12 protein-coding genes and 1 tRNA gene are annotated in these 14,564 nt (G+C 55.8%); 6 read left to right on the plus strand and 7 right to left on the minus strand.

Annotated elements, in window-relative coordinates; genetic code table 11:
• Positions 1 to 10 precede the first annotated feature (10 nt).
• The 5 genes from rpe to def all read right to left on the minus strand — a co-directional run bounded on the left by rpe (position 11) and on the right by def (position 4,452).
• Entirely contained in the window at positions 11 to 700 is a 690-nt protein-coding gene (gene rpe / locus MCM46_05855; GenBank protein ID MCG3111333.1) for a ribulose-phosphate 3-epimerase, read from the minus strand.
• A gap of 9 nt (positions 701 to 709) precedes the next feature.
• Positions 710 to 2,005 carry a 16S rRNA (cytosine(967)-C(5))-methyltransferase RsmB gene (gene rsmB / locus MCM46_05860; protein ID MCG3111334.1) on the minus strand — a complete coding sequence of 432 codons (1,296 nt, stop codon included), beginning with the start codon at positions 2,003 to 2,005 and terminating at the stop codon, positions 710 to 712.
• A gap of 82 nt (positions 2,006 to 2,087) precedes the next feature.
• Positions 2,088 to 2,948 (minus strand): zinc metalloprotease HtpX, encoded by an 861-nt coding sequence (gene htpX / locus MCM46_05865; GenBank protein MCG3111335.1) that lies wholly within the window; start codon positions 2,946 to 2,948, stop codon positions 2,088 to 2,090.
• Positions 2,949 to 2,960: 12 nt separating this feature from the next.
• Complete coding sequence (gene fmt, locus MCM46_05870) at positions 2,961 to 3,920, minus strand: methionyl-tRNA formyltransferase (GenBank protein MCG3111336.1); 960 nt, start codon at positions 3,918 to 3,920, stop codon at positions 2,961 to 2,963.
• A gap of 1 nt (position 3,921) precedes the next feature.
• Positions 3,922 to 4,452: a peptide deformylase gene (gene def, locus MCM46_05875; GenBank protein ID MCG3111337.1), complete on the minus strand. Its 531-nt coding sequence runs from the start codon at positions 4,450 to 4,452 to the stop codon at positions 3,922 to 3,924.
• Positions 4,453 to 4,732: 280 nt separating this feature from the next.
• Here def and MCM46_05880 point away from each other — a divergent pair, with 280 nt between their 5' ends.
• The gene (locus MCM46_05880; protein ID MCG3111338.1) at positions 4,733 to 5,344 is read left to right on the plus strand and encodes a hypothetical protein; all 612 of its coding nucleotides are present in this window, start codon (positions 4,733 to 4,735) and stop codon (positions 5,342 to 5,344) included.
• A gap of 93 nt (positions 5,345 to 5,437) precedes the next feature.
• On the opposite strand, the gene MCM46_05885 is transcribed toward MCM46_05880, so the two are convergent.
• Positions 5,438 to 6,814: a glucose-6-phosphate isomerase gene (locus tag MCM46_05885; GenBank protein ID MCG3111339.1), complete on the minus strand. Its 1,377-nt coding sequence runs from the start codon at positions 6,812 to 6,814 to the stop codon at positions 5,438 to 5,440.
• A gap of 57 nt (positions 6,815 to 6,871) precedes the next feature.
• On the opposite strand from MCM46_05885, the gene MCM46_05890 reads away from it, so the two are divergent.
• The 5 genes from MCM46_05890 to MCM46_05910 all read left to right on the plus strand — a co-directional run bounded on the left by MCM46_05890 (position 6,872) and on the right by MCM46_05910 (position 11,749).
• Positions 6,872 to 6,948, plus strand: a tRNA-Met gene (locus tag MCM46_05890).
• Positions 6,949 to 7,427: 479 nt separating this feature from the next.
• Entirely contained in the window at positions 7,428 to 9,440 is a 2,013-nt protein-coding gene (locus MCM46_05895; protein ID MCG3111340.1) for a diguanylate cyclase, read from the plus strand.
• Entirely contained in the window at positions 9,437 to 9,760 is a 324-nt protein-coding gene (locus tag MCM46_05900) for a hypothetical protein (GenBank protein MCG3111341.1), read from the plus strand. The genes MCM46_05895 and MCM46_05900 overlap by 4 nt, the downstream gene beginning before the upstream one ends.
• 82 nt (positions 9,761 to 9,842) lie before the next feature.
• Entirely contained in the window at positions 9,843 to 11,069 is a 1,227-nt protein-coding gene (locus MCM46_05905) for an HDOD domain-containing protein (protein ID MCG3111342.1), read from the plus strand.
• Positions 11,070 to 11,086: 17 nt separating this feature from the next.
• Entirely contained in the window at positions 11,087 to 11,749 is a 663-nt protein-coding gene (locus MCM46_05910) for a YqgE/AlgH family protein (protein MCG3111343.1), read from the plus strand.
• Here the strand turns inward: MCM46_05910 and MCM46_05915 are convergent.
• On the minus strand, positions 11,746 to 14,523 hold the full coding sequence (locus MCM46_05915) for a PKD domain-containing protein (GenBank protein ID MCG3111344.1): 2,778 nt from the start codon (positions 14,521 to 14,523) through the stop codon (positions 11,746 to 11,748). The genes MCM46_05910 and MCM46_05915 overlap by 4 nt on opposite strands.
• Between the last annotated feature and the right edge of the window lie 41 nt (positions 14,524 to 14,564).

A 14,564-nucleotide genomic window follows, 5' to 3' on the forward strand; every position in this document is an offset into this window, starting at 1 on the left:
ACATCACCCTTTATGTAATCTCTTCGCGAAATTGACGGATCGTCGCTCGATAGTCCTCGCTCTCAAAAATCGCAGAACCGGCGACGAAGACATCGACCCCCGCCTCGGCGAGCTGACGCGCGTTGGTCGCCTTGATTCCGCCGTCGACTTCCAGATCAACCGCGAGTCCTCGCGCATCGATCATTTTCCGAGCGGCCCGAATTTTATCGAGAACCTTCGGGATAAACTTCTGACCTCCGAAGCCGGGATTCACCGACATGAGTAGGAGAAGATCGATCTCGTCGATGATCTCTTCGATCGCCGAAATCGGGGTCGCCGGATTCAACGAAACCCCCGCGCGCGCCCCTTGCTGCTTGATCAGCTGAATCGTCCGGTGAAGATGCGGACAGGCTTCCACATGGACCGTGACCGAAGTGGCTCCTTCTTTGATGAACTCCGGGATCAGGTGATCCGGCTCTACGATCATTAAATGGACATCGAGCGGGAGCGCCGTCACCTTTTTTGCCGCCTCGACGATCAACGGCCCGACCGTCAGATTCGGGACGAACCGGCCGTCCATCACATCGATATGAATCCAGTCGGCCCCCGCCGCATCAACTGCCTTGATCTCTTCCCCCAGCCGCGAGAAGTCGGCCGATAAGATCGACGGCGCGATCTTCCTTCCCTTGTTTCCAGAACCGGATCGACCGGATGGTGTCATCTTTTTCTCCTACGCGATGCGGATCCAACGGACGGCAAAAAACTGGTCCATTTTATCCGAATTGAAGCGCGTTGTAAAATGATTCCGCTCATCAACATACTTCCGGGCACCTTCGGGAAGACTCTCCCGGGGATCTTCTCTCTTTAGCTCCGGATGGGCCGCTTCAAAGGCCGCCGTCTGCTCTTCATTTTCTTCCGGCTCGGTGGAGCAGGTTGCATAGATCAATCGGCCGCCGACTTTTAGATGATTCAACGCCTGCTCCAGAATCTGCCGCTGCTCCTTGGCATAGTCGGGGATGATCGACGGCTTCTTCCGCCACTTCCCTTCGGGAATCCGCCGCAGAATTCCAAGGGCCGAACAGGGGGCATCAATTAGAATGCGATCGTAACGCCGTTCAGCGGCTGTTGCCTGAGCGAGCGTTTCTATCTCAATACCGGGTGTCTGCAGACGGCTGAGATTCTCCCGAATGAAATGAAGCCGATCGGCATTGATATCGGTCGCCGTCACGCGTGCCCGCCCGCCCGCTAACTCGGCCAGATGGGTCGTCTTGCCTCCCGGCGCGGCACAAAAATCGAGGAGGCTCTCTCCCGGTTGCGGATCGACCAGATCGGAGATCAATTGTGCCCCTTCGTCCTGAACATAAAAAAGCCCCTCCCGATAAGAAGGAAGGGAGGAGACAGAAATACCTCGAACAAAAAGTGTATGGGGAGAAAGCGTTGAGAGGGTGACCGTCGCCCCTTCCGCCTCCAGCCGCTTCACCAGGTCTTCTCTTCCAATCTTTAAGACATTGGTTCGAAGCGTGGTCGGTGGGACTTCGTTATTGGATTGGCAGAACTGGAATGTTTTTTCCCGGCCCCAATGTGCGAGCCATCGGCGGACCATCCAATCCGGGTGGGAGGTGGCGACCGAAATAAACGTGACCGGATCGCCTTTCGGATCGGGCGCAGGGAGATGATCTTTCTGTCGGAGGATGTTTCGTAGGAGACCGTTGACCAGCCGGGAGGCGGCGATCCCCTCTTCCTCCTTCGCCAGCTCTACCGAAGTGTTCACTGCTGCGGAAGGAGGAATCTTGTCAAGAAACAGAAGCTGGTACAGCCCGAGTCGAAGGATGTTCCGAATCGCCGGGTGGATTTTTTTGACTTTGGAGAAATGATCGATCTGCCAGTCGAGATAGCCTCGCTGGCGGAGGATGCCGTAGACCAGCTCGGTCAACAGCGCCCGATCGCGCCGCTCCATCGGATAGGCGGTTAAATAACGGTCGATCAGTGCACTGAGATCTTCCTGTCTCGATTCCGATTCAGCCAAGAGAAACAAAGCCCCCGGCCGGGCGGCCGGGGGCTTCTTATTGGAACGTATGAGTCTTTGTTTCGAAATGATCGATTTACCCTTATCGTCGGCCGTAGACCATGGCTTCCAGCCGAGCAATCCGCTCCTCCATCGGAGGATGGGTCGAGAAAAGCGACATCATCCCGCCCCCTCGCAAGGGGCTGACGATGAACATGTGCGCGGTCGCCGGGTTGGCATCCATCGGAACCCGCTGAACACCGATGTGCAACTTCCGCAACGCCTCGGCCAGCCAAAGCGGATTGCCGCAAAGCTTCGCGCCCCCGGCATCGGCTTCGAACTCCCTGGAACGGGAGACCGCCATTTGGATCATCATCGCCGCGATCGGCGCCAAGATAATCATGACGATCGCCCCCAATCCGCTCATCCCCCCTTCGCGATCATCCGACCGGCCGCCGAAACCGCCGAAGATCATCGCCCACTGCGCCATGTTGGCGATCATGGAGATGGCCCCGGCTACTGTCGCGGCCACGGTGGAGATAAGAATATCGCGATGCCGAACGTGGGAAAGCTCATGCGCCAAGACACCGGTTAACTCTTCCCGATTCAGAATCCGCATGATCCCGGTGGTCACCGCCACCGCGGCATGGCTTGGGTTGCGGCCGGTCGCAAAAGCATTCGGGGTCGGATTGTCGATGAGGTAGACCTTCGGCATCGGCATCTTCGCGCGCATCGCCAGATCGGCCACGATATTATAAAGCTGCGGCGCGTCGGCCTCGGTGACCGGTTGAGCACGATACATTTTCAGAACGATTTTATCCGAAAACCAGTAGCTGACTCCATTCATGACCAGGGCAAAACCAAACGCCAGAACCATCCCTTGATTTCCGCCCAACGCCTTCCCCGCAAACACAAGCAGGACCGTTAATAGGGTCAGGAAAAAGGTTGTTTTCAATGCGTTCACGTAGATTCCTCCTTATTGGTGCAGAACAGTCCGTTCTTGGATCGGATGGCCCGCCGCATACTCCTGAGCGGTCATCCTCCGACCCCCTTCCGGCTGCAATTCATTGATTAAGATATAACCCATCCCCGCCGCCACTTCAAGTCCTTTCTCGGAAAGACGGATGATTTCACCCGGCCGGCCCCATTCTCCCTCCCGGCTTCCGACATGAAGTTTTGTGATCTTCCATCGTTTTCCCTGATAGAAGGTCGTCATTCCCGGCCAGGGATCGACCCCTCTTGCCCGATGGGAGATCGCCTTGGCGCTCTCCTCCCAACGGATGAAGCCGTCTTCTTTTTTAAGAAGGGGCGCCAGAGTCGCCTGCGAATGATCTTGCGTAATCGGAGCGAGCTTCCCCTCCTTCAAAATAGAGAGGGTTTCGATCAAGACCGACGCGCCGATCTTCGCCAGGCGCGGAGAAAGGGTCGCCGCCGTATCGCTCGGCTCGATCGGGACAGAACGCCGAAGCAACATCGGTCCGGTATCCATCCCGGGGTCCATCTGCATCGTCGTCACCCCGGTTTCCCGCTCTCCCCGGATGATCGCCCACTGAATCGGCGCCGCCCCGCGGTACTTCGGCAAGAGAGACGCATGGACGTTGATGCAGCCGAATCGCGGGATCTTCAACACCGACTCCGGAAGAATCTGGCCGAAGGCGACGACAATGATGACATCGGGTGCGAGCTGAGAGAGATGTTGGATGAAAGCGGGATCTTTTCGAATCCGCTCCGGTTGTAAAACCGGGATCGACCGCTTGAGAGCGGCCATTTTAATCGGAGGAGGGGTTAAGATCTCGCCGCGTCCCTTCGGACGATCAGGCTGAGTGACGACGGTAATAATCTCTTCAGACTCGGCGAGCGCCTCGAACGTGGGGAGGGCAAAGTCGGGAGTCCCCATGAAAACAGCGCGCAGCCGCTTTGGGTTCGGTGCGGGCATCTCAAAAGGACTCTCCCTGCTTCAGCATTTTTTTAAACTTGCGGAAGAAGATATCTTTTTTAAGGCTACTAAAGCGGTCGACCATCAGAACGCCGTTGATGTGGTCCACCTCATGCTGAAAGAGCCGGGCGAGGAGCCCTTCTCCTTCGAGACGGATCTCTTTCCCATCCCGGTCAAGACCCCGGAGAAGGACACGATAGGCCCGTTTCACCTTTTCATGATAGCCCGGAATGGAAAGGCAACCCTCATCGGAAACCTCTTCCCCTTCCATCTCCAAAATCTCCGGATTGAGAACAACCAGCGGTCCTTTGCGGGCAACCGGCTCTTCCTCTTGAACCGAGAGATCGTAAACAAAAAAACGGCGGGAATCGCCTACCTGAGGGGCGGCCAGCCCGAGACCGGGCGCGGCATAGAGGGTCTCGATCATCTTGTCGATTTGCTTTTGAAGCGCGCCGTCGACCTCTCGAACCTCTTCGGCACGCTGAAGCAGAACCGTGGCCGGATATTTCACAATTTCCAGAACAGCCATCATGAACTCCCATCCATCCGAAATAAAAATTATACCGGCTCGCTGAGGCCTAATCAAGCCCTATCTCAGAGCTTCGACCGGCGATCTGCTTAAAAGATGAATTACATATATATTACTAAGTTAATATTTTGCTTGCGATTACCTACGTGCTCAGATAATATCCCATCGTATTCCACAGGAAAATAAATTTCAGCCGTGCGCCTTCTGAATCGGCGCTCGCGCCTGGAGAACGAGGCACCTAAATCGATACCTGCTTACCACCCAAAACCACAAAGGAGGGAAAATGATGAAGCGCGTTCTCGTTACAGTCGGTATGATCGTATTTGCTCTCAGTTTCACCCTCTCTCTCGATGCTGCAGAGAAGGGAAAGGGGAAAGGGAAGAAGGAAAAGAAGGGAATCAAGGAGATGTCTCAAAAACAGTTGATCAAGCTGGCGCTGAGCGCCGCACCCGTTCATATCTCAATGGACGCGACGGTCATGGTGCCGGGCGCGGACGGCAAAATGGTTGAAGCCAAGAAAGGAACCAACGGCTTTACTTGTATCCCCGATGTCGATGGAATGCCGGTGCCTGACCCCATTTGTTACGATGAGCAATCGGGCAAATGGATCAATGACCTGATGAGCGGGGCGCCCAACCCGACCAATACCGCACCGGGTGTCGCTTACATGGCGCGCGGGGGTTGGCATTTTGAAAAGGACGGAAAGATTCTCATGAAAAATGAAGCGGGGGCGACACCCATCGAGGAGCCTCCCCACTGGATGCTCCTATGGCCGTTGGATTCGAAAACATCCGGAATTCCATCCATGCCGAACAAGCTCGGCGCCTATGTGATGTGGGATGGAACCCCTTACGCCCATCTGATGATCTATCAAGATCCGAAGAAGATAAAATAGGTTTTCCGTCAACGAAGCGTCTGAATCCGTTCGCCTTATGTCTGCCGCGCCGCTGTACCGTCGGCGAGCGCGGCAGACGAACAGAGCCCCGGCTCAACGTCGCTTGGAGGTCTCTTTGGTGCGGTTCTGTCCTTCTTCCTTCAACAATTTATGAATGATCCTTTTCCCCGCCTCCACACCCGGCTGATCGAATGGATTGATTCCGTAGAGCTTCCCTGCAAAAGCGGTCTGAAATTCAAAGAAATAAAAAAGAGCCCCTAAATAATAGGGGTTGATCTCCGGGACGATGAGTTTACAATTCGGCCGGCCCGACTCCACAAGCGACGCTTCAATCGCGCGCTGTTCGATCTTCAAAAGACTTCCCAACGTGTGACCCGCAAGCAGCCCGATCGGGGTGTCGGACCGAACCGTCGGAAAGGGAAGATCCTTCCCGAACGATCCGACGATGAGAAACTGAATGGTCTTATCAACCGGCCCTTCCATATAGAGTTGAAGCTGAGAGTGTTGATCGGTGGCCCCGACCGCGACCACCGGGGTCTGTCCGACGGAAATTCTCTTGCCGCTGATATCTTTTTCCTTTCCTAAGCTTTCCGCCCAGAGCTGTACAAACCACTGAGCCACTCCCACCAACGCCTCCGAGTAGGGCATCAACACCAGGATATTCCTCCGCTTGATCAAGTAAGCCCAATGATGCACGAAGGCCCCCCAAACCGCGGCGTTTTCGTGGGGAGGAACTTTTTGAAACTCTTGATCCAGATCGGCCGCCCCTTGCAGCATCAGATCAATATCGATCCCGGAAACCGCCGCCGGGAAGAGCCCCACCGGCGTTAAGACGGAAAACCGGCCACCGACCTGCTCCGGAATGTCGAGGGTTGCGAATCCTTCCTTTTGTGCGATTTCACGCAGCGTTCCCTTTTTGGGATCGGTAGTGACGATGAAATGGGCCGCTCCCTTCTCCTTCCCAACCTTCTTATAAATCCACTTTTGAACGATCAGGAACTGCGCCAGCGTTTCGATTGTCCCCCCCGACTTCGTTACCACATTGACCGCGGTCTTGGAGGGATCGAGCACCTCAAGAAGAGAGGCGACTTCGGTCGGATCGACATTGTCGAGGAAGAACATTCTCGGCCCGCCCCGTTCTTTTTTCGAGAGGAGATTATAATAGGGGGAATGGAGCGCCTGTTGGATGGCGATCGGCCCCAGCGCCGATCCGCCGATTCCAAGAAGAACAAAATTTTCGAACCGGCCTTGGACTTTTTTGGCGAGTGTCTTGATCTTCTCCGTCGGTTGATAGGGGAGATCCAGGAACGCCAGATTCCCTTTGTTTCGACTCTCCCGGAATGTGCGGTAAACATCATCCAACAAAGGGAAGGCGCGCGCGCATTCCTCTTCTCCCATGCCGTGCACCGGTCCGATCTGATCGGTCATCATGTTTTTGAAATCGAATGTCAGGGATGGAACGCGCTTCATGTCTCCTCCTCAGAGATTCAACCTTGACTTCACTATCCCCATCTGTTAGGATGCAGTTGCGGGGTGGAGCAGTCTGGTAGCTCGTCGGGCTCATAACCCGAAGGTCGTCGGTTCAAATCCGGCCCCCGCAACCAACTAAACCGCCAAAACTTAGATTTATTGATATAAAGGTTAGCTGAAAAGCTAACCTTTTTTGTTTCCTGAGACCGAAATAAGGAACAAGGGGATCATCAACGTGTCGCATTATTCATTCCCGTTTTCGCTTTTACACCAGATCCCGTCACGATGACCATACCTTCCTTAGTTGCGCATCACTATAGAATAATGTTTCACAGGATTCAACGAAAAAGCGCAATTTGTCATAAAGATTGAAGGAAAGAGTCGATCTAATTCACATTGAGGAGATCTTACTCGTGGAATCAGAACCGCTCCATACGGCCAGTTCACTTCCATTTTTTCCCCCCTTTGATCGATCAAAAACTTGTTTTTTAAGCAGTCAATTGCTTGTAATAAATTTTTCCATCAGCAGCGCCTCTTCCCTCCTTTCTTGACGAAACAGCTTTAGCCGATATACTTAAAAAAACAATTGGCGACTTAAGTTCGCTCAACAAAGATGACAACTTGTAAAAATTCGGTCTATCGCTACGGCTTTGCTCTTGCCGTCGTTGCCATTTCCTTTCCTCTCAAAACGACTTTGATCCCTCTGATCGGTCGAGAGGTTTCCTTCCTTCTTTTCTCCGCAACCACCATCGTCAGCACCTGGTACGGAGGGGTCGGACCGGGTCTCCTTGCCTCCTTTTCATCCATGCTTCTTCACGGAGGTCTCCCCCCCCCAAGCGACCCTCTTCCAACATCCGAGTGGTTCTTCTTCAAAGCCTTTTTAATCACCTCTCTTTCAGTCGCATGGGGATCGGCGCGACATCGGGCAGAGGCAACGAAAGAAGAAAATCGACAGCTTCTCAGAAAGATGGAGCAATCGATCTCGGAGCATGCTGGAACAGTTGAAACGACCGGCAAAGATCTTGAAAATAAAATGCCCGATCGAATACAAAAAGAAGAGGAGCTGAAGACCGCTCTTTCATTGGTGAACGCCGCCTTGGAGTCGACCACCGACGGACTCCTCGTGGTCGACCAGACGGGAAAAATCAGAACATTTAACCGAAAATTCGTCGATATGTGGCAGATCCCCCCCGAGATTATCGCTTCCCAAGACGATAACCAATCCATCAACTATGTCCTCGGGCAATTGAAGGAACCGGAACAGTTCATCGCCAAGATCCGGGAGCTTTATGCTCAACCGGAGGCGGAAAGTTACGATATCCTTGAATTCAAAGATGGAAAAATCTTCGAGCGTTATTCCAAGCCGCAACAGATCGAGAAGACCAGCGGCCGCGTCTGGAGCTTCCGCGATATCACCGAGCGCCGGCGGAACGAGAAGGCGCTGCAGGAGCAAGCCATCCGGGACTCCCTCACCGGCCTCTACAACCGGCGCTACTTCGACCAGCGGGCCGAAGATGAAATCGCACGGGCGAACCGGGAGAAATACCCCGTCGCGATTTTAATGTGCGACCTCGATTTCTTTAAAGTGCTGAACGACACCTTGGGCCATCAGGTCGGCGATCGCATGTTGAAGGCGGTGGCGTTAAGCATCCTTGACTCCACACGCGGCATCGATTTAATCTTCCGTTGGGGAGGAGATGAGATCGTGGTGGTCCTTTCGAAAGCAACCCGTGACGGGGTTCTCACGGCGGCCAACCGGATCAGGGAAGGAATTCTCAAAATTGGGAATGAAGCGGATATTCCCCTCGACGTCAGCATCGGTATCTCCCTTTATCCCGAGCACGGCCGGACGGTCGACGAATTGATCAGCATGGCCGACCGCTCCCTCTACATCGCCAAAAAGGGGGGAGACAAGATCCACATCGGGGACAAAGAGTATGATCTGGATGAAAACGCGGTGACGACCGTCTTTCAACCGGTGATCGAGATCTCCTCCCATCGGATCATCGGGTATGAAGCGCTCAGCCGCGATCCTCAGGGGAAGCTCAGCATCGCCGAGCTTTTCAAAAAGTATCAGGCGATCGGCCAGTTGAGCGAGTTAAAACGGATCTGTTTTCAATTGCAGCTCAAGGCGGCGCAACGGCTCCGGCTGCAGCGCGTCTTCATCAATGTCGATTTCAACCTCCTCGATCAGGTTGGCCTGATTTCCAAACCCCCAGACGTCGAAGTCATTTTGGAGATCTCCGAATCGGAGGCCCTCCATAATATCGACCAACGCCTGCAAATCGCTCGAAGCTGGAAAGAACAAGGATTTAAATTTGCCATGGATGATTTCGGAGCTGGTTTTGTCTCCCTTCCCTTTATCTCCCAGCTCGTTCCCGACTACATCAAAATCGACCGATCGGCCATCCTCCAGGCGGTCGAATCAAAGGTGTTCCGCCAGTTTCTCAAAGAGTTGGTGGGGGCGCTGCGGAATCATGAGCCCTCCGGAATCATTGCCGAGGGGATTGAAACCGAAGAGGAATTGAGCATCGTGCGGGAGATGGAGATTCATTTTGCGCAAGGTTTTCTGTTCGGAAAGCCGCAAGCAATCCTATCCCCTCCTCCGCCGGAGGCCGTTCGATGACCGATCGAAACCTCCCCTCGTCCAACCGTCCCGCCTCGGAGACCCTCCGGAAAAAAATCATGGTCGAATTGGAAAGCCGGATGATGACCGCGCGCGACCTCTCGAAGCGCCTGCGCGCCACCGAGAAAGAGATCCTCGGACATCTGGAGCACGTGGCGAAGAGCGTGCGGCCGCCGAAGCGGCTGATCATCGCCCCTTCTTTTTGTAATCAATGTCAGTTCACCTTTTCCGATCGTCGAAAATTTTCGAGTCCCAGCCGATGCCCCCAATGCCGGCATGAAGGAATTTCCCCACCCGCCTTTCGAATTGAGGGGGGCTAGAAAGCGGGAGGGTCGATCCTACTTAAGGCTTGACCCCTCTCCGGTTCCATGGTATCCCTTGAAACGATCCTGGAGGTAAGCGGTGGAAATCTTTATCGCCCGCCAGCCGATTTTCGACCGGCAACAGCAGGTCTACGCATACGAACTCCTCTTCCGGTCCAGCCTTGAAAACATTTTCAACCACCCCGATGTTGAACACGCCTCGAGCAAAGTCGCCCTCGACACCTTCTTTACCTTTGGAATCGATACCATCACGGGAGGGAAAAAAGCCTTCATCAACACCAGCCGTGGGATGCTCGTCAACGGCTACATCGCCCTGCTCCCCCGGGAAATGGCGGTGGTTGAGATCTTGGAAACGGTCGAGCCCGATCGGGAGGTCATCGCCGCCTGCCGAAAATTGAAGCAAGCGGGATACCTGATCGCCCTCGATGACTTCATCGACGAGGAGCGATACAAGCCGCTGGTGGAAATGGCCGATATTCTCAAGATCGACTTCTTGACGACGAAGAAAGATGAGCAGAAGCGGCTGATCGAACGATATGCTCCCCGGGGGATCCACCTTGCGGCGGAAAAGGTGGAAACACGCGAGACGCTTCAAGAAGCGATGGAGATGGGATACAGCTATTTTCAAGGCTTTTTCTTCAGCAAGCCGACCATTATTTCAGGGAAGGAGATTCCCGGCTTCAAAGTCAATTACCTTCGAATCCTCCAGGAAATCCATCGGCCCGACCTCAATTACGAAAAGGTCGAAGAGATCATGAAGATGGAGATGTCGCTCTCATACAAACTTCTACGTTATATCAACTCCGCCTTTTTCGGCTGGCGGGTCGAAATTCGCTCGATCAAACATGCGCTCGTCATGTTGGGCGAGAGCGATTTCAAGCGTTGGGCTTCGTTCATCTCCCTCTCGAGTATGGCGAAAGACAAACCGAACGAGTTGGTCTTTCAAGCGATCTTGAGGGGAAGATACATGGAGGAGCTGGCGCCGATGGTCCGCCTCTCCGAACGCGCACAGGATCTCTTTCTGATGGGAATGTTCTCCTTGATCGACGCCATCGTCGACCGGCCGCTTCTCGACATCCTCGTCGAGATGCCGATCGCCGAAGATATCAAGGCCGCCCTGATGGGAGAAAAAGGGCCGCTGGGCGATATTTATGAATTGATGCGCTCCTACGAACAGGGGGAGTGGAATCGATTCTCGGAGCTGGCCGCCCGGAAAAAGATCGATGAAGAAAAAATCCCCCCGCTCTATCGAAAGGCATTGGAGTGGGCCAGCGAGAGCTTTTCAGCCGCGCAGATAGTCGGCTGACCCAAGAGAAAAAGGACATGTCTAGCTGGTATCGGATGATCTCTTTATCCCTTCTGCTCTCGACGCTCTTCGTCACGGCGACGCCCCCCTCCCTTCTCGCTGCGCGGCAACAAACGAAAATCAAGAAAGGGGTCTTCCTCGTCGCCGATCTCCGGCTGCTCGACCCGAATTTTTCCAAGACGGTCGTGCTGATCACGCAGCACGGACCGGGAGGGAGCGTCGGGGTGGTCATCAACCGGCCGACACGGACGCCGCTCTCACGCGCCTTTCCGAAGACCCAGGAATTTGAAAAACGATCTGAGACGATTTTTATCGGAGGACCGGTCCAGCGGGAAGTGACGATCCTCCTCTTGCGGACCGAGAGGCCGCCGGAAGCGGCCGTTCCGATTTTTGAGAAGGTCTACGTTGCCCCCCCGGTTGAAACCCTCACCGATCTCATCACGCGGGAAGACTTGAAGGATCCTTTTCGGGTTTATTCAGGCTACGCCGGCTGGGCGTCCGGTCAGCTTCAAGGTGAAATCGACCGCGGCGACTGGCGGGTCCTCCCGGGAGATGCCGATCTCCTCTTCCAGGAGGAGACCGCCTCGATCTGGGAAGAGATGTTCCGGCGATCTTCACAACAGATGGTTAAAGACTGCCGGGGCGACGCATGTGTCGCCCCGACCCTGACGTCAAATTAGCGCCCGCCGCTCGTTGTCCTGGTAATTATCCCCAGATGTCCCGCCGCCCAGCCGAAGAAAGCATCCACAAACGAAACCCGGTGAAGCCGATTCGCCGTGTTGCTGTTCTGCTTCACCCAGGTGGTTCCGCCGTCGGCGCTATGAAGAATTAGACCGCCGGTGCCGGCGATCCAGATATGCTGCGGGTCGGGGAAGGCCAAGCCCCAGAGCGAGATGTTTCCGGCCCCGGTGTTCGTCACCTGTCTCCAGGTCGCCCCATGATCGGTCGTCCGAAGGATCGCCCCGATCTCGCCGACCGCCCAGCCAAGATTGCCGATCAGATGTAGATCGTGGTACCGGCCGCTCCCGCCGAGGCCGCCGAATTCAGGCAGCTCGTTTTGATAAATCCAGGTCGCCCCCCCATCGTTCGAGTGAACGATCACCCGGTTCCAACCGGGACAGCCGGTCCCGTCGTCCATCCCGCCGGAGATCCAGATTTCATTCGTGCTCACCACATCAAGCCCAAACCAATGAGGGGTGTACGCGGTCCGTGGCGGACAGGGAACCGGCAGCGGCCAGTTCTGCCGGATGAACGTCCAGGTCGTCCCGCCGTTGGTCGTCCTAAAGATGTAGCCGTATCGGCCAACGACCCAGCCGTTCGACGCATCGGCAAAGCGGACGCGGCGCATGTACGGCCCTTTTTTCCTCAGACAGGTCCCAGCCGCGTCAAACGCCTCACAGTAATTCGTCGGGGTGGTATAAGCGCGGTTGAGGTGCTGCTCCCGCCAGGTCGCCCCGCCGTCGGTGGTCCCCAGAATTAGCTCCGGCCATCCGGCGGCCCAGCCGACCTGATTATTGATAAAGAAAACGTCATACACATCGGGGAGGATCTCCGGCGGGGTGCTCTTCCAGACGATGTTCGTCTGCTTCGTCCAGCTCTTCCCGCCATCGGTTGTCTTAAAGATTCCCAGATCCATTCCGGTGGCCCAGCCGATGTTTCGATCGACGAAGTGGACCCCCTTTAAATCACCGGGCACCCTGGAAGCGGTCCACCCTGTTCCCGCGGCCGGATTAACGGTGATCGTTCCGCTCGCCGTCCCCCGCCCTCCCATTGTGTCGGTCACAACCAATGTGACCGTATAACTGCCGCTGTTCTGATAAGTATGGCCGGTGGTCACACCGCTCCCGGTCGTTCCATCGCCGAAGCTCCAGGAGAAGCTGGCGATCGACCCGTCCGGATCGGACGACGCCGACGCATCACAAGTCGTCGTCAGCGGCCCGGTCCCGCTGCTCGGCGTGCAGGTGAATCGGGCGACCGGGCTCTGATTGCCGCCGCCGCTGCCGAGCCCCATCACGCGGAAGTGGTCGTATTTCACCCCGGCATTGTAATTGGAGATCCCCGGCTGGCCCGAAAAGAGCTGGCCGGTGGAATTGTCGGCATAGGTGAAGAGAAGGGCATCCTGAAATGAGACCTCCAGGTTCGTTGGGTTCGCGCCGCTCACCTTTAGTTTAAGTTTGTAAGGGGTCCCCGCCACGATCCCGCCGGGCGCAGCGATCGACCTAAGGAGCGTCCAGGCGCCGGCGTTTCGGCGGTAGAGATTGACGGTGCCTTGGGTGCTGATCTGAAGGTTGTAGTTGTCGCTGTTGACCGCGGTGCTCTTTCCCCGCGCGGCGATCCCGGAGTAGAAACTCCCCGCCGGAACGATCAGAATCGACTCAACGGCGTAGTCCGAGGTGCCGATTGACGTCGTTACCCCCGCCCAGTTGGCCGACCCGCCCGAAACGGCCATCGTCCCGTCGGTCGAGAAGCTTCCCCCGTCGAGCCGCCAGTTTGTCCCCAGGGTGCTTCCGGTCCGGTTGAAGTTGTCTTCGAAGAGGATCGTCTCTCCTCCCCCCCCTCCCGTGGATTGGACCGAGATCGTCCTCGTCGTGCTGTTCTGGGCGCCGCTGTTGTCGGTTACCGTCAGTGTCGCGGTGAAAGTTCCGGCGGTCTGATAAGTATGCCCGGTGGTCACACCGCTCCCGGTCGTTCCATCGCCAAAATTCCAAGAAAAGGTCGCGATCGAGCCATCCGGATCGGAGGAGGCCGAGGCATTAAAGGAAACAGCTAACGGCGCACTCCCCGAGGTGGGGCCGGCCGAAAAAGAGGCGACCGGCGGCTGATTGCCGGTCGGAGGGGTCAATGAAGAAACGACGAAATGATCATATCTCACGCCACTGTTATAGTTCTGAATTCCGGGCGCGCCGTTCAGAATGCGGTTTGCGGCACTGTCGCTGTAGGAAAAAAGAAGGGCTCCCTGGAAAAGAATTTCCAGTTGAACGGGATTGCTTCCGGAGACCTTCATCGCCAATAGGTAAGACGTTCCTGCAACGATCCCCCCCGGGGCCGCCCCCCCTCTCAGCAAGGTCCAGGTCCCGGCGTTCCGGCGATAAAGGGTTACCTTCTGACTGACGGCATCGATTTGGACGGCGTAGAGATCCTTGTAGAAGAAAGCGGCATCCCCCCGGGCCACCAGACCGGTATAATTGCTCCCGGCCGGCGGCGTGATGCGCGCTTCGACCTGGTAATCGTCGGTTCCGATGGCGGCGGTCACCTTCGCCCAGTTCTGGGCCGACTGGGAGACCGCCTGCGTCCCATCGGTCGAGAAGCTTCCGACGACGGCCGACCAATTCGGTCCCAGGTTGCTTCCGGTCCGGTTGAAGTCATCCGAGAAGAGCGGCGTCTGCGCACCCGCCGCGGCCACCCACCCCAGCATCAAAAAGAAGAGAAAAAAACCGCACCAGCGCCGTTTCATTCCGAGTCTCCCTACAGTAAGGTTTGAATTCGCAAAATCTT

Origin of the sequence: Candidatus Manganitrophus morganii (assembly GCA_021651055.1) — a bacterium.
Classification (GTDB): domain Bacteria; phylum Nitrospirota; class Nitrospiria; order SBBL01; family Manganitrophaceae; genus Manganitrophus; species Manganitrophus morganii.